Genomic DNA, 15,146 nt, shown 5'->3' on the forward strand with positions numbered 1-15,146 from the left:
CAGGTGGACATTGGTCCTGGTTGAACCGGCCCCGACCCGGTCCAGACCAGTGACCGTAACGCCCATCACAGTTCGACGGGAGCGCCTTGCTCCCGTGACTAACACATCGTGACGCTCCTGTGTCCGACCGTCCGATCCGGCGTCCGTTCGGCGGATGAAGCGAACGTTTGCGACTTTTTCGTCGCGAGATCCCCCGGTTGGCGTGTTGGATGGGGTGTATGGAGTCGGACGAGGAATGGATCGCACGGCTGCGGCGCACGGCACTGCGGGACGCCGAGGAGATCGCGCCGAGGCCGTCCTTTCCCGTGTTCGGCCTGGCCGAGCCCGAGCTCGGGCTCGGGGTGCTGACCTCGCTGAGCGACTCGTCGGCCGAGGAGGTCACCCTGGCCTACGGCGACCCGTTGTCCCAGGACGGGCCGCACCTGTCGATCAACACCGCGCTGCCGGTCGACGAGGAGGCGGCCGGGGCGCTGCGCCGGATGCTCGACGACGAGCACAACCGCATCGTCGACCACGCCGGCGTCGAGGACCCCTATGACGTGCCGGCCGAGCTGTCCGACACGATCACCGCCGTCGACGGGGTCGAGCTGACCGGCCCCATCTACCGGGAGGGCCCGCTGTGGACCGCCCGGTTCACCGTTTCCGACGTCGTGGTCACCGTGGTCGCCCGCGGCGTCGCCCCCGCGGCCCTGCGGCTGTGCACTGTCGGTGATCTTCGGCCGTACCTCGAACGGCGTAGCGAGTGGATCGCCCGGCTGATCGAGGCCCACCGCCGCCGGCCGACCGCCGAGCTCCCGCCGGCCGTCGGCCTGGACGTCTACCGGTCGCTCATCGGCGAGCTGCTCGGCTTCCAGACCCGGCACCGCGAGGCCGCCCGCGAGGGCCGGCTGCCCCGCCGCCGCGTCGGCGACGGCCGGCTCTACGGCCCCATGTGGCAGCGGGCCGTGCGGGAGCTGGAGCGTTCCGGCCGTTTGTCCCGCGAGGCCGCCAACCGCACCGTGACGTCCATGGTCAACCAGCTCACCCGCCTCGCCGACCGCGCCGACTGGTTCGCCGACAAGCGCCTGGCCGACCTGGCCGTCGACGAGACCATTCGCTACGGCGTGCTCAACCAGCCCGTCTCCAGCCGCGACGCCCAGCTGGCCTGGGAACGCGTCACCCTGGACGGCCGGCCCGAGGACACCAAGGTCTGGCTGGAAACCTGGGAGAAGTGGGCTACCGCGTGAGCCGGTCCACCAGCTCCAGCACCGGTTTCACGCCGTCCTCGGCGGCTATCGCCGCCCCGATCCGCCGGGTCCGGTCCCGATAGGACGGATCGTCGAGCACTGTCCTGATGGCCGCGGCCAACCGATCGGGGTCGAGCTGCTTCTGCTTGCCCGCATCGGGCGTGAGGCCAAGGGCCTTGAGGCGGTTGGCCCACAGGAACTGGTCCACCACCCCCGGCACCACGACAGCCGGCACGCCGGCTCGCAGACCCAGCGCAGTGGTGCCCGCACCTGCGTGGTGCACCACGGCCTGCATGTGTGGGAACAGCCACTCGAACGGCGTGTCCCCGATGGGGAACATGTCGTCGCCCTCGGCCTCGAAGCCCGACACGACGCCGCGGACCTTGGCCTTGCGCAGGGCCTCGACGGCGATCTCGCCGGGCGCGCCGCCACGGCCGTTGCCCAGGCTGCCGAAACCGGCGAAGACCGGCGGCGGCCCGTCGGCCAGGAAGGCTTGCAGTTCCTGGGATGGCTGCCAGTCCGGATCCCGGTGCGGCCACCAGAACCCGGTGAGTTCCAGTCCCGGCCGCCAGTCCTTGGGGCGCGGCAGCAGGTGCCGGCTGAAGCCGTGCAGCACCGGCCAGCGCTGTTCCCGTTGGTGGCGCAGGGTTTCCTTGTGGTGGTCGGTTCGAGGCCGAGGTCGCGGCGCAGGTCGTTGATCGACCTCAGGTAGAACCGCTGGCCCAGCGCGGTCAGCCGGCCAAGCGCCCGGTTGCCACGACGGCCGAGCGAGGGCAGGTCGACCATGATCGGCGGGAAGTCTCCGGTCGGTTCGAGCGGCGTCACGTAGGCGCCGAAGCTCGGGATGCCCATCGCCTCGGCCACGTGATAGCCGAAGATCCCGCCGAGCACCGAGTTCACCAGGATGTCGGCGCCCTTCGCGGCCTCGGCCACGGCTGGGCCGAGGCCGGCCATGATCTCGCGGACCTCGCCCAGCATGCCGGCCAGCTTGCGGGTGGAGCCGCCGTCCTCGACGTAGCGGCGGCCGGCTTCGGACTGCGGGCCGACCTCCGGGTCGAACGGCAGCCAGCGGTACTCCAGGCCGGCGGCCTCCACGAGGCCCTTGTACGGTGCGCAGGCCGCCACCGCAACGTCATGGCCGGCCTGCCGCAGGTGCGCGCCGAGGCCCGTGAACGGTGCGACATCGCCGCGCGAGCCGAACGCGACGATCACCACCGTGCTCATCGCACACCCTGGGCGGCGGCGAGCTGGTTCACCAGGCGCACAACGGCTTCGGGGCCGTCCTCGTCCTGGATCCGCGCGCTCAGGTGTTGGGTTCGGGCTCGGTAAGACCCATCACCGATGACACCTCTTACAGCGGCGACGAGACGGTCGGGGTCGAGCTTCTGACGGTGTAGTTTCTGGTAGGGGATCGAGTCGGGCGAGGCGCCGAGTTTGACCAGGCGGGCGCCCCAGAAGTGCTGGTCGACGAACATGGGCACGGTCACGGCCGGGGTGCCGGACCAGAGGCCGAGCGCGGTGGTGCCGGCGCCGCCATGGTGGACCAGGGCCTGCATGCGAGGGAACAGCCAGTCGAAGTCGACGTGGCCGACGCTGATCATGTCATCGCCGTCGACGTCCAGATTGGACACGACCGCCCGAACACCGGCCTTGCGGGCGACGGTCGCGGTGATCTCGGCGAGGCGGCCGGCGACGTTCTCACTGCCGCTGCCGTAACCGAAGTAGACCGGCGGCGGGCCGTCGGCGAGGAAGTCTCGCAACCGCGCCGGGGGCTCCCAGTTGCGCATCGGCGCGAACCAGTAGCCGACCACGTCCAGTCCCGGCCGCCAGTCTCGGGGCCGGGGCACCACGTGTTCGCTGAAGCCGTGCAGGATGGGCCAGCGCCGCTCGTGCTGCTCGCGGCGGACCGCCTTCGGCGTCGTGGGTGGCAGGCTGAGGTCGCGGCGCAGGTCGTTGACCACGCCCTGGAACATCCGGGCCCCCTCGGCCGCGAGCGCCCAGGTCAGTCGGTTGCCCAGGCGGCCGAGCGAGCGCATCGGCAGCGGGGGCGGCGGGAACTCGCCGGTCGGGGCCAGCGGCACCAGGAACGCGCCGGCCGTCGGGATGCCGAGGCCGAGACCAACCTGATAGGCCAGCTGCTCGGTCGGGAAGCCGGTCAGCAGGACGTCCGCGTCCTTCGCCGCTTCGGCCAGCGGGCGGCCCATCTGGCGCATGTCTTCGACCATGCTCGGGATCAGCTCTTTGAGCGTGCGGCTCGAATGACCCTTTTCGAAGTACTGCTTATAGGCCTCGGTCTGCGCGCCGCCCTCCGGATCGCCCGGCAGGCGCCGGAACTCCAGGCCCGCCGGCTCCACCAGTCCACGGAACGCCTCCGCCGTCGCCACCGCCACCTCGTGGCCCGCTCGCCGTAAGCGGTCACCCAGTCCGGCCAGTGGCACCACGTCCCCCCTGGTGCCCATCGCGGCAATCACCACCCTGCTCATGGTTCCCCCTCTTTCGTTGCCTTCTCGAAGATCGTCACAACTTCCTCGCAGTAGCCGATCACGTCGAATTCCTTGTCTCGCACCAGAAACATCACCGCGCCGTCGATCGCCTGACGCAGCGCCATCACCATCGCCAGCACCGGGAACTCGCGGAACTCCCCCGTTCGCCGCCCCAGTTCGAAGATCGCCCCCGGGTCCAGCTCCGCCAGCTCCCCCTGCGGCGGGTTCGCCGCCACCGACTCCGCCATCACCTGGTCCAGGCGTTTGCCCTCCGGTGAGCGGTAACCGATGAACATCTCGTACATCGCCAGCGCCGCCGTGCGGTTCTCGTCGATGAACCGCCCGTTCGCCCTGATGTACGCCGCGAGCTTGCCCCGGGCCGTCTCCTCCGCCCGCACCGGCGGCACCATGTACGGCACCGACGCCAGGAACGTCTCCATCACCAGCGTGTTGAGCAGTTCTTCCTTACCCGCGAAGTGGTACAGCACCACACTCTTCGCCACCCCCGCCCGCTCCGCGATCTTGCTCAGCGACGCCAGCCCGAACCCCACTTCCGCGATCAGCTCGATCGCGCACCCCACCAGCTGCACCCGCCGAGCCTGCTCGGTAAACGTCCGACCGCCCGACCCATCTTTAGACCGCACGGTCAGATGGTAGACCGCTCGGTCGACAAAGGGCAAGGAAAAGGGGCATTTCCAGCGGAAATGCCCCTACCCGCCCAGCGTTTGTTGTCAGGAAGGGCCCCTTACTGACGTTGAACGCCAGGATCGGTCCCTTGATCTTGATCGTGATGTCGGGAAGGGGTCCTTCCTGACGTTGAACGAGAGGATTCGTCCCTTGGTCTTGGGGCGGTCAGTCCAGGTGGAAGACCTCGTCCAAGGGGGTCATGGCCTCGTCGGGGTGGGAGCCGTCCAGGGCTACGAAGAACTCGGCCATTTCGGCCTGCCAGCGGGCGTTGACCTCGCGGGCGGCCATGCCGGCGCGGGCGGCGTCGAAGTCGTCGGTTTCGAGGTAGCCGACGAGGAGGCCGTCGGGGGCGAGGAAGAGGGAGTAGTTGCCCCAACCGGTCTCCCGGAGGGCGGCGCGCATTTCGGGCCAGACGGAGGCGTGGCGGGAGCGGTACTCGTCGAGGCGGTCGGGGCGGACGCGGAGCAAGAAGCAGACGCGGCGCATCAACGGGTGCCGGTGATGGTGGCGCTGCACAGGACCACGTCGTCGCGGTAGAGGACGACGGCCTGGCCCGGGGCGACGCCGCGGAGGGGCTCGCGGAGGGTGACGGAAACGGAACCGTCGACGATCTCGGCGACGCAAGGGGCGAGACCGCCATGGGCGCGGACCTGGGCGGTGCACTCGATGAGACCGGGCCACGGGGTGTGCACGACGGCGTCGGAGGTGGCGATCGCGGAAACCGAGAGCTGCTCGGCGGAGCCGACGCGGACGGTGCCGGAGACGGGCTCCAGGGACAACACGTACCGCGGACGGCCGTCGGGGGCGGGGGCGTCGATGCCGAGACCGTGGCGCTGGCCGACGGTGAAGCCGTGCACACCGGTGTGCTGGCCGAGGACGGCGCCGGTCTCGGCATCGACCAACTGACCGGCCTGCTCACCGAGGCGCTTGGTCAAGAACGACCGGGTGTCGCCGTCGGGAATGAAGCAGATGTCATGGCTGTCGGGCTTGGCGGCGACGGCGAGACCGCGGGCGGCGGCCTCCACGCGGACCTGCTCCTTGACGGTGTCGCCGAGCGGGAACATGGCGTGCGCCAACTGGTCCTCGGTCAGCGAGGCCAGGACGTAGGACTGGTCCTTGCCGACGTCGACCGAACGCCGCAGCTCGGGACGGCCGTCCACAGTGGACAGCTGGGCGTAGTGGCCGGTGCAGACGGCGTCGAAGCCAAGGGCAATGGCCTTGTCCAGCAACGCCTCGAACTTGATCTTCTCGTTGCACCGCAGGCACGGGTTGGGCGTGCGCCCGGCGGCGTACTCGGCGACGAAGTCCTCGATCACGTCCTCGGTGAAGCGCTCGGCGAAATCCCAGACGTAGAAGGGAATCCCGAGCACATCGGCGGCACGCCGGGCGTCATGGGCGTCCTCGACGGTGCAACAGCCGCGAGCCCCGGTCCGCAGCGTGCCGGGCTTGGCCGACAGGGCCAGGTGCACCCCGACGACCTCGTGCCCGGCCTCGACGGCCCGCGCCGCGGCCACGGCGGAGTCGACCCCGCCGCTCATCGCCGCCAGAACCCGCATCGTCACATCCTCACCGTGGAGCCGGCCCGCCGGCGCATGCCGGCGATCCCCGCGTTGCGAGCCCGTTCCACCGCGGGCCCGATCGCCTCGGCCAACGCGGCGACATCAGAAGCAGTCGACGTGTGCCCGAGCGAGAAGCGCAGCGAACCACGGGCGGCCGCGGGGTCGACGCCCATGGCCAGCAGCACATGGCTGGGCTGCGCGACGCCGGCCGTGCAGGCGGAGCCGGTGGAACACTCGATTCCCTTGGCGTCCAACAACATCAGCAGGCTGTCGCCCTCGCAGCCGGGGAACGTGAAGTGCGCGTTGCCGGGCAGCCGGTCCACCGGGTCGCCGTTCAGCACGGCATCGGGCACGGCCTTCAACACCGCCGCCACCAGCGAGTCCCGCAACGAACGGACCCGCGTCGAGGAGTCCTCCACGGAAGCCCGCACCGCGGCGGCGAAACCGACGATCGCCGGCACGTTCAACGTCCCGGAGTGCACGTCCCGCTCCTGCCCGCCGCCGTGCAGCAGAGGCGTGCACTTGACGTCGCGCTTCAACAGCAGCGCCCCGACCCCGTACGGGCCGCCGAGCTTGTGCCCGGTCAACGTCAGCGCGGACGCCCCGGACTCGGCGAAGTTCACCGGCACGGACCCGACCGCCTGTACGGCGTCGGTGTGCAGCGGCACGCCCCGCGAAGCAGCGATCTCGGCCAACTCACGGATCGGGTTGACGGTGCCGACCTCGTTGTTGGCCCACATCACGGTCACCAGACCGACCTGGGAGTCCAACGCCTCCGACAACACCGACGGCTGCACGCGTCCGACCGAATCCACCTCGAGCCAGCCGACGGCATCAGGGCCGAGCCACTGCACGGCGTCGAGCACGGCGTGGTGCTCCACGGTCGAGGCCAGCACCCGAGGCAACGACCGAGCCCAGTAGATGCCCTTGACGGCCAGGTTGTCGCTCTCCGTCCCACCGGCGGTGAAGATCACCTCGGACGGACGGGCGCCCAGCGCGTCGGCGATGTCCTCCCGCGCCTCCTCCACGGCCCGCCGCGCCCGGCGGCCGGAGGTGTGCAGCGACGAGGCGTTGCCCAAGGTGGACAACGCCTCGGTCATCGCCGCCACGGCCTGCGGAAGCATGGGAGTGGTGGCGGCATGGTCGAGATAAGCCATCGCGGAACCAAGGGTAGCCCGTCCGCGTGACGGTTCACGAATGGCTTGCGGCCTGCCGGCTCACCACCAGCGCCCCGAACAGCGTCACCGCGGCCAGCACGATGTTCAGCGGCGTCCAGCCCGCGGTCGGCCCCAGCAGCGCCACCAGGACACCGCCAAGACCCACCACCAAAGACTGCCCGAACAGGTCGGACAGCTGGAGCGCCGCGGTGTTGAAGCCCCGATCGTGTGGCGGCGACAGCTTCAGCACGAGCACGCCGACGCTGGACACGGCCAGCCCCATGCCGAGCCCGGCGAACACCCAGGCCGGCGCGGCCAGCCACGGCGGCCCCCAAACGGGTGCGACGAACGTCACCAGGACCAGCCCCAGCGTGATGAACAGGAAGCCGCGCCGCACCAGCAGCGGACGGGCGATGTCCGGGTGCCGGCCCTGCCACCACGACGCGGCCGACCAGCCCAGCGCGGCGATGGTCAGCGGCACGCCGGCCAGCGCCAGCGAGAAGCCGTGCACATCGTGCAACACCAGCGGCAGGAAGATCTGGCTGCCGAAGAACGAGCCGGACAGCAGGGCCCGCGCCAGGATCACGCTGGGCAGGCCGGCCCGGAACGACACCGTGCCCTTGGGCAGCAGCACCCGCAGCGCCGGCACGACCAGGATCAGGCCGACCACGACCACGGCAAGGCCGACCAGGTTGGCGTGATCACCGGCCCAGCTCAGCACGGCCAGCCCGATCGCGGCGGCCACGGCGGCCGGCACCAGTCCACGCCGTCGCTGCCCCGATTCGTGCGGCTGGAACGCCGGCAGCCGGCGCAGCACGAGCACCACCAGCAGCCAGCCGACCAGCACCAGCGGGGCCAGGCCGAGGAAGATCCACCGCCAGTTCAGGTACGTCGCGATCAGGCCGGCGATCGTCGGCCCGATCAGCGACGGGATCACCCAGGCCGCCGACAGCGCGGCAAACGCCACCGGCCGGTCCCGTTCCGGGAACACCAGCGCGATCAGCACGTACAGCGCCACCACCTGCGCGCCGCCGCCGACACCCTGCAACGCCCGGCCGATCAGCAGCTGGGTCATCTCCTGCGCGCTGCCGGCCACCACCAGACCCAGCGCGAACAGCAGCGGGCCGATCATCAGCACCAGCGCCGGCCCCCGCCGGTCGCACAGCCGGCCGCCCACCACGTTGCCGACCACCGAGGTGGCCAGGAACATGGTGAACGGCCAGGAGTACAGCGCCTCCCCGTGCAGATCGCTGACGATCGACGGCAGCGCCGTGCTCACGCCCATCTGCTCGAACGCCGCCAACGTCACCAGCAACAGCAGTCCGGTGGTGGCGGCTCGACGGTCCGGCGCCCACAGCACGCTCGGCTTACGCGTCGTCTCCCCTACAGCGGTCACCTGGATACTCTGCAACCTCAACTGGGCTGGAGGTCTAGTTCTTTGTGCAAAGCAACTGTCGTTCCGAGCGCTTTGGCCACCTCGACCTCGGCGATGAGAGCCAGGTCACGACGATTGTCGGCCCGACCTGGCGCGATTTCCGGCAGCACGTGCACCTCGACCACCAGCCCCCGCAGCCGGAGCACGCGGCGCATCGAAGTGACCAGGTCCTCGGTGCCGACGAACGCCGCCGGACGGGCGGTCGTGCCGTCGGCCACGCGGTAGCGGATGGCGACCGGGCGGACCGGGACACCGGCGTCCAAAGCGGCCTGGAACAGCGCCGGCCGGAACCGCCCGGACGAGCTGCCGCACCACGTCGTGCCCTCGGGATTGGCGCCGATGGCCAGGCCGGAACGCAGCGCCTCGCTCAGGTCGGACACCGTGTCGGGCAGCCGGGACAGCCGCTCCCGGTCGATGAAGACCGAGCCGGCGGCCGAGATCAGGCCGCCGAGCAGCGGCCAGCCCTTGATGTCCTGTTTGGCCACCATGGCCATCGGCTGTACGGCGTCCAGCACCAGCGAGTCCAGCCAGGACACGTGGTTGCTGACCACCAGCACGCCACGGCCGGGCGTGGCCTGGAACTTCGCTTCGCCGTGCACCTCGATGCGTACGCCGAAGCCGCGCACCAGCGAGGCGAACCAGCGCCGCACGGCGTGCCGGGTGTTGGACCGCAGCACCGGCTTCGCCGCGACGACCAGCAGCCCGCACAGCAGCACCGTCAACGCCGACAGCACGCGCAGCGACACGCGCACGGCCGACACGCGGCGGAACCGCCCCGTGACACAGCTCGGGCCGCAGGGCGACTGCGGCATCCAGGCGTGGGCGCTCACGCTGTCTGCCCGAGGAAGAACTTGAGGTAGCGCTGGTCGACCCGGTCCATGGACAGCAGCACGAACAGGTCGGCGACGCCGAAGTCCGGGTCGTGCGCGGGGCGGCCGCACACCCACGCGCCCAGCCGCAGGTAGCCCTTGAGCAGCGGCGGGACCACCGTGCGCTGCGGGGCCTCGACCGACTCCGGGCGCCACGGGTTCAGCGGCGTCACGCGGTACTCGTCCGGCGAGAGGTGCTTCGCCTGCACCGCGTTCCACACGCCCGCGGCGTACGAGCCGCCGTCGGCCAGCGGCACCGAGGCGCAGCCGGCCAGCCACTTGTGGCCGGAGAGCAGCATGTAGCGGGCGATGCCGGCCCACACCAGGCCGACCACCGAGCCGTTGCGGTGGTCCGGGTGCACGCAGGAGCGGCCGGTCTCCACCAGCGCCGGCCGCAGCGCCGACAGGTTGCCCAGGTCGAACTCGGTCTCGGAGTACAGGCCGCCGCCGGCGTACTCGGGCGGCAACATCCGGTAGGTGCCGACGATCTCGCCGCTCTCGTCGTCACGGACCACCAGGTGGTCGCAGCGCTCGTCGAACTCGTCGGCGTCGACACCATCCGCGATGGAATGCAGAGTGGCGCCCATTTCCTCGGCGAACACCAGGTGCCGCAGCCGCTGGGCGGCCCGCACCTCCTCGTTGTCACGGGCGACGAGTAGCGAGTAGCGAGGCGTGCCCGGAGCCGTTTCCGGGCTGCTGACCAGCAGTTGCGACCGCGTCATGCCATCTGGTGTACCGGCAGTAACCCCTACTCCGAAGGGTATGTCCGTTTACGCGAAAATGACGGTTGCGCTAATTGCCGGTCGACGTGAATTCAGCGTGAAGTGGATATGAATCAGGGGCTATTCCCAGGTTGATGGGAATAGCCCCTGATACCGAAAAGATCTCAGCCCTTGCGCTTCGAGACTTCCTCGGTGAGCTGCGGGGCCACCTTGAACAGGTCGCCGACCACGCCGAAGTCGGCGATCTCGAAGATCGGCGCCTCCGCGTCCTTGTTGACCGCGACGATCGTCTTGGACGTCTGCATGCCGGCCCGGTGCTGGATGGCGCCGGAGATGCCCAGCGCGATGTACAGCTGCGGGGACACCGTCTTGCCGGTCTGGCCGACCTGGAACTGGTGCGGGTAGTAGCCGGAGTCGACGGCCGCACGCGACGCGCCGACCGCGCCGCCCAGGGCGTCGGCCAGGGCCTCGACCACGGCGAAGTTCTCCGCACTGGCCACACCGCGGCCGCCGGAGACGACGACGGACGCCTCGGTCAGCTCGGGGCGGTCGCCCGCGGCCAGCGGCTCGCGGCTGGTGATCGTGACGACGGAGGCCGCGTTGGCCGCCGGCACCGCCACGGTCTCCTCGGCCGCCGCGCCCTCGGCGTTCTCGGCCTCGATCGCGCCCGGACGCACCGAGATCACCGGCACGCCCTTGCCGGCCTTGGCCTTGACGTTGTACGCGCCGCCGAAGATCGACTGACCGACGGTGGCGTCGGCGTTGACCTCGGTGGCGTCCACCAGCACGCCGGAGCCGATGCGGATGGCCAGCCGGCCGGCGATCTCCTTGCCGGTGGCCGACGCGGCGACCAGCACGGCCGCCGGGGACGCGGAGCCGACCAGCGCCGCCAGCACGTCCACCTCGGGGGTGACCAGCTGGGTGGCGGCGTCGTCGGACTCGGCGACGTAGACCTTGGCGGCGCCGTGCGCGGCCAGGGCGTCCTTCAGCTTCGCCGCGGTGCCCGGGGCGCCGACGACGACCGCGCTGGCCTCGCCGATGCGGCGGGCCGCGGTGAGCAGCTCGTGGGTGACCTTCTTGACCTCGCCGTCGACGTGGTCGACGAGGACCAGGACCTCTGCCATGTCTGTTTCCTCCTCGTCAGTTCGTCAGATCAGCTTCTGGCCGACGAGGTACTCGGCGACCTTGGTGCCGCCGTCGCCCTCGTCCTCGACGCGCTGGCCGGCCGAGCGCGGCGGCTTCGGCGCGGACTCCAGCACCGAGGTCCACGAGCCGGCGATACCCAGCTCGGCCGCGTCCACTCCGAGGTCGGCCACGGTGAGCGTGCTGACCGGCTTCTTCTTGGCGGCCATGATGCCCTTGAAGGACGGGTAGCGCGGCTCGTTGATCTTCTCGTTCACGCTGATCACGGCGGGCAGGGCGGCCTGGAGGTGCTGCACGCCCTCGTCGGTCTCGCGCTCGACCTTGACGGTCGTGCCGTCGACCTCGACCTTGCGGGCGTGGGTCAGTGCGGGCAGGCCCAGCAGCTCGGCCACCATCGCCGGCACCGCGCCGACGCGGCCGTCGGTCGCCTCGTTGCCGGCCAGCACCAGGTCGACGCCCTCGACCGTGCCGACGGCCTTGGCCAGCACCTTGGCCGTGCCGATCGCGTCGGTGCCGTGCAGGGCCTCGTCGCTGACGTGGACGGCCTTGTCGGCGCCCATGGACAGCGCCTTGCGGATGGCGTCGGTGGCGCGGTCCGGGCCGACGCTGACGACGGTGACCTCGCCGCCGTGCGTGGCCTGGAGCTGCAGCGCCTCTTCGACGGCGCGCTCGTTGATCTCATCGAGCACCGCGTCAGCCGACTCGCGGTCCAGGGTGTGGTCGGAGTCTGCGAGCTTGCGCTCGGAGTAGGTGTCGGGCACCTGCTTGACCAGGACGACGATGTTCATCGGTCTCCTTCGACCTCCTGAGCGCTGGGCTGTTCAACCACCAGAATGTTACCGACGGGTAGCACAGGCGCAAACGCGGGCAAGCACTCTGGTGGCGTGAGAGTCCTCACGCGGCATCCTTGCACTACGCGGACGTGCGGGGGCAGCGGGTGGACGTCCGAACGGACGTCACCCGTATGCAGGCATGCGTCAGCCCGGATAGCCTCCTGGGCCATGAGGCGTCGTGTAGCCGTCGTGACCGACTCCAGCGCCTGTCTTCCGCCGCACTTGGCTGCTACATCGGGAGTGGCCGTTGTTCAGTTACAGCTCCAGGTGGGAGATCGGTTCGACGAGGAGGCGTGGGTCGCGCCAGAGGACTTGATCAAGGCCATGCAGGCCGGGAGCGCGGTGTCGACCTCGCCGCCGGATCCCGGCGCGTTCTTCTGGACGTACCAGGACGCCGCCGCGCAGGGCGTGGATGCCGTGGTGTCGCTGCACATCTCGGAGAAGATGTCGCAGACCTGCGAGGTCGCCAGACAGGCGGCCGCGCAGGCCAGCGTGCCCGTGCACGTGGTCGACAGCTCGTGCATCAGCATGAGCCTCGGCTACGCCGCGTTGGCCGCCGCCCAGGCCGCGGCCGCCGGTTGGGACGTGCGGCAGGTGATCGCCGCCGCCCAGCGGAGATACAGCACCGGGACCGAGTTGATCTACGTGGACACCTTGGAGTACCTGCGCAAGGGTGGGCGGATCGGGGCTGCGCAGGCACTGCTGGGCACGGCGCTGTCCATGAAACCGCTGTTGACCATAAAGAACGGCCAGGTGGCCCCGTCGGGCCGCGCGATGGGCACCGACCGTGCCATCAAGAAGCTGGTCGAGGCCGCCGTGAAGCGGGCCGGCAACGACCAGGTGGACGTGGCCGTGCAGCACTACGGGCCGGATGAGCGGGCCGCGACGCTGCTGGACACGTTGAAGAAGCGCATCCCCCGCGCCCGCAACTTCGTGCTCACCCAGGCCAGTTCCGCGGTGTTCGCGCACCTCGGTCCGGGCGCGATCGGCGTAACCGTGTCGCCGGTGTGATCGACGCCGGCAGCTCTGGGGGCTGTCGGCTAACGGTCCGTGCCCGGGATCCGAAGGAGCGGGCATGGCAGTTCTCAGGGCACTGGCGGTTGTCAGCGTGCTCGGTCTCGCCGGCTGCTCGACGGCCGTGGCCGGCCAGGCGTCGCCGGCGGTGCATCCGCAGCTGCGCTTCCGTCCCGTGCTGGTCGACCCGACCACGGGGGCGGCCATGGTGATGCCGTCCGACCAGCGCTCCGGGAACGGGCAGTCGCCGCGCCAGAGCACGACGCCGGCCGAGCAGCGGGCCGCGCTGGAGGGCCTGGACTGCTCCGCGCCGGATCCGCTGCACGCCAAGGACGACCCGGCCAAGCCGCTGGCCACCTGCGACCAGCAGGGCGAGATGAAGTACGTGCTCGGGCCGTCGTTCCTGGACGGCAGCTCGATCAAGTCGGCGACCGCGGGCCAGGACCAGGGCCGGTGGACCGTCACCCTGACGTTCACCACGGCCGGCGCCAAGACCTGGTCCGACTACACCGGCCACAACGTCGGCTCGCAGGTCGCGGTCGCGCTGGACGGCCGGGTGCTGTCCGCGCCGACGATCAACCAGCAGATCACCGGCGACACCGAGATCAGCGGGTCGTTCACCGAGCAGACCGCCAAGGACCTGGCCGCCGCGCTCAGTGGTTGACCAGGGCCCGTGCGGTCTGGCCGGCCTCGCTGGTGGTCGGGAAGCGGAACGCGAGGGTGTCGGACAGCGTCGGGGTCACGGTCAGCGACGACACGACTCGGCCGTCCAGCAGCAGCGCCAGCAGCACATCGTTGTTCTTCGGCGCCATCTCGGCCACGGTCCGGCTGCCGGCCGGGGTCAGTCGCACCCAGACCGTGCCGCCCTGCGCCGGGTCATCGCTGACGCCGTAGCTGATCTCGGCGATCTGGTCGGCGGTGAGCAGGGTCGGGGCCAGCACGGCGACCTTGTAGTCGGGCGCGCAGGCGGCCAGCGGCAGCTTCGGATCGTCCTCGCCGCGCATCGGGTTGTCCTGGAAGCAGTTCATGGTGTCGGCGGCATGCTTCTGCGCGGCCGGGTCGGTGGCCAGCGCCGGGTCCTGCCACGCCGCCTTGGCCGTCGCCGAGTCGTGGATCCCGTCCATTCGGGTGTTGGACTCCAGGAGCGCGGAGGTGTGGTACTTGTCGGCGACGAACAGCCGCACCTGGACCTGGTGCCGCGGAGCCGCCGCCTCGGGCGTCGCCGTCTCCCGAGGCGGGGCCGCTGTCGTCGGCGCGCTCAGCGCTTGGCCCGGAACCTGGATCTCGATGCCGACGGTGCACCCGCCGAGAGCCAGCAACACAATGATCAACAAAGCTCGGAAACGCATGGCGAATCCCCCTTGACCTGGGATTCGCCACGCGCGCCCGTCGTGTTACTCAGGTCGTGACCCAGTACCGGCGGATGCCGTCGCCGGCGAACTCCAGGACGCCGCCGTTGGCCTCGATCACGCCGCGGGAGCCGAGGTTGTCCTCGTCGCACGTGATCAACACGTGCTGGAGGCCCAGCTCACGGGCCTTGGGCAGCGCGGCCTTGAGCATCGCGGTGCCGTGCCCCTGCCGCCGGGCCGTCGGCCGCACGTCGAAACCGATGTGACCGCCCTTGCGGCGCAGCCGCTCGGTCAGCTCGTGCCGGATCGCGATCCGCGCCAGGTAGGTGTCGCCCTCGCACCACCACCAGGTCGTGCTGGGCACCTTGAGCGCCGTGGCCGACGCCGTCTGGAGGCTGGCGAGGAACGCCGGAAACGTCTCGGCTTCGGCCCACCGGCCGTCCCGGATCTCGTCGCCGACCATGGACTGGTCATGCCCCTGCCCGCGCCCCTCGGCCTGGAACTCGGCCATCGCCTCGGCGAAGGACGGCTGCATCAGGATTCCGGGTGCTGTGAGCTCTGGCATGGCCCCAGTGCAGCAGCAATGCCGGCCGTCATGCACCCGAATTCCGACGAGGCGATCATCGCGGTTCGATCGCCGAGCCGCCGGTGCTGCGGCCGTGGGGCATG

The 15,146-nt window shown here is 70.6% G+C and carries 16 protein-coding genes; 3 read left to right on the forward strand and 13 right to left on the reverse strand.

The genetic code is table 11. The features are described 5' to 3' along the window. The first annotated feature begins 218 nt into the window (after nucleotides 1–218). Nucleotides 219–1,226 carry a hypothetical protein gene (locus tag M3Q35_RS27025; RefSeq protein WP_273935327.1) on the forward strand — a complete coding sequence of 336 codons (1,008 nt, stop codon included), beginning with the start codon at nucleotides 219–221 and terminating at the stop codon, nucleotides 1,224–1,226. Here M3Q35_RS27025 and M3Q35_RS27030 read toward each other — a convergent pair. The 11 genes from M3Q35_RS27030 to M3Q35_RS27080 all read right to left on the reverse strand — a co-directional run bounded on the left by M3Q35_RS27030 (nucleotide 1,216) and on the right by M3Q35_RS27080 (nucleotide 12,069). After that, nucleotides 1,216–1,842 (reverse strand): glycosyltransferase, encoded by a 627-nt coding sequence (locus M3Q35_RS27030; protein WP_273935328.1) that lies wholly within the window; start codon nucleotides 1,840–1,842, stop codon nucleotides 1,216–1,218. The two genes, M3Q35_RS27025 and M3Q35_RS27030, sit on opposite strands and share 11 nt — an antisense overlap. A 604-nt stretch (nucleotides 1,843–2,446) precedes the next feature. Then, nucleotides 2,447–3,709 carry a glycosyltransferase gene (locus M3Q35_RS27035; protein ID WP_273935329.1) on the reverse strand — a complete coding sequence of 421 codons (1,263 nt, stop codon included), beginning with the start codon at nucleotides 3,707–3,709 and terminating at the stop codon, nucleotides 2,447–2,449. Then, the gene (locus tag M3Q35_RS27040) at nucleotides 3,706–4,389 is read right to left on the reverse strand and encodes a TetR/AcrR family transcriptional regulator (RefSeq protein ID WP_273935331.1); all 684 of its coding nucleotides are present in this window, start codon (nucleotides 4,387–4,389) and stop codon (nucleotides 3,706–3,708) included. Before M3Q35_RS27040 ends, M3Q35_RS27035 begins: the two co-directional genes overlap by 4 nt. Before the next feature lie 172 nt (nucleotides 4,390–4,561). After that, nucleotides 4,562–4,882 carry an L-rhamnose mutarotase gene (locus tag M3Q35_RS27045; protein ID WP_273944482.1) on the reverse strand — a complete coding sequence of 107 codons (321 nt, stop codon included), beginning with the start codon at nucleotides 4,880–4,882 and terminating at the stop codon, nucleotides 4,562–4,564. Continuing rightward, nucleotides 4,882–5,952, reverse strand: a complete 1,071-nt coding sequence (mnmA, locus tag M3Q35_RS27050) for a tRNA 2-thiouridine(34) synthase MnmA (protein WP_273935332.1) — start codon at nucleotides 5,950–5,952, stop codon at nucleotides 4,882–4,884. The genes M3Q35_RS27045 and mnmA overlap by 1 nt, the downstream gene beginning before the upstream one ends. Nucleotides 5,953–5,954: 2 nt before the next feature. Then, nucleotides 5,955–7,112 carry a cysteine desulfurase family protein gene (locus M3Q35_RS27055; RefSeq protein ID WP_273935333.1) on the reverse strand — a complete coding sequence of 386 codons (1,158 nt, stop codon included), beginning with the start codon at nucleotides 7,110–7,112 and terminating at the stop codon, nucleotides 5,955–5,957. Nucleotides 7,113–7,146: 34 nt separating this feature from the next. Next, nucleotides 7,147–8,508 carry an MFS transporter gene (locus M3Q35_RS27060; protein ID WP_273935334.1) on the reverse strand — a complete coding sequence of 454 codons (1,362 nt, stop codon included), beginning with the start codon at nucleotides 8,506–8,508 and terminating at the stop codon, nucleotides 7,147–7,149. Between the two features lie 17 nt (nucleotides 8,509–8,525). Further along, nucleotides 8,526–9,377, reverse strand: a complete 852-nt coding sequence (locus M3Q35_RS27065; protein WP_273935335.1) for a lysophospholipid acyltransferase family protein — start codon at nucleotides 9,375–9,377, stop codon at nucleotides 8,526–8,528. Continuing rightward, nucleotides 9,374–10,138, reverse strand: coding sequence for a GNAT family N-acetyltransferase (locus M3Q35_RS27070; RefSeq protein ID WP_273935336.1), 765 nt, complete (start codon nucleotides 10,136–10,138; stop codon nucleotides 9,374–9,376). Before M3Q35_RS27070 ends, M3Q35_RS27065 begins: the two co-directional genes overlap by 4 nt. A 164-nt stretch (nucleotides 10,139–10,302) precedes the next feature. Continuing rightward, nucleotides 10,303–11,262, reverse strand: a complete 960-nt coding sequence (locus M3Q35_RS27075; protein WP_273935337.1) for an electron transfer flavoprotein subunit alpha/FixB family protein — start codon at nucleotides 11,260–11,262, stop codon at nucleotides 10,303–10,305. Between the two features lie 24 nt (nucleotides 11,263–11,286). Continuing rightward, entirely contained in the window at nucleotides 11,287–12,069 is a 783-nt protein-coding gene (locus M3Q35_RS27080) for an electron transfer flavoprotein subunit beta/FixA family protein (protein WP_273935338.1), read from the reverse strand. A 213-nt stretch (nucleotides 12,070–12,282) separates the two neighbouring features. On the opposite strand from M3Q35_RS27080, the gene M3Q35_RS27085 reads away from it, so the two are divergent. Both M3Q35_RS27085 and M3Q35_RS27090 read left to right on the forward strand, forming a co-directional pair. After that, the gene (locus M3Q35_RS27085) at nucleotides 12,283–13,125 is read left to right on the forward strand and encodes a DegV family protein (RefSeq protein WP_273935340.1); all 843 of its coding nucleotides are present in this window, start codon (nucleotides 12,283–12,285) and stop codon (nucleotides 13,123–13,125) included. Nucleotides 13,126–13,189: 64 nt separating this feature from the next. Then, the gene (locus tag M3Q35_RS27090; protein ID WP_273935341.1) at nucleotides 13,190–13,792 is read left to right on the forward strand and encodes a SecDF P1 head subdomain-containing protein; all 603 of its coding nucleotides are present in this window, start codon (nucleotides 13,190–13,192) and stop codon (nucleotides 13,790–13,792) included. Here M3Q35_RS27090 and M3Q35_RS27095 read toward each other — a convergent pair. Further along, nucleotides 13,782–14,477, reverse strand: a complete 696-nt coding sequence (locus M3Q35_RS27095) for a hypothetical protein (RefSeq protein WP_273935342.1) — start codon at nucleotides 14,475–14,477, stop codon at nucleotides 13,782–13,784. The two genes, M3Q35_RS27090 and M3Q35_RS27095, sit on opposite strands and share 11 nt — an antisense overlap. A 49-nt stretch (nucleotides 14,478–14,526) precedes the next feature. Beyond that, nucleotides 14,527–15,042, reverse strand: a complete 516-nt coding sequence (locus M3Q35_RS27100) for a GNAT family N-acetyltransferase (RefSeq protein ID WP_273935344.1) — start codon at nucleotides 15,040–15,042, stop codon at nucleotides 14,527–14,529. Nucleotides 15,043–15,146: the final 104 nt, after the last annotated feature.

The organism is Kutzneria chonburiensis (assembly GCF_028622115.1).
GTDB lineage: Bacteria > Actinomycetota > Actinomycetes > Mycobacteriales > Pseudonocardiaceae > Kutzneria > Kutzneria chonburiensis.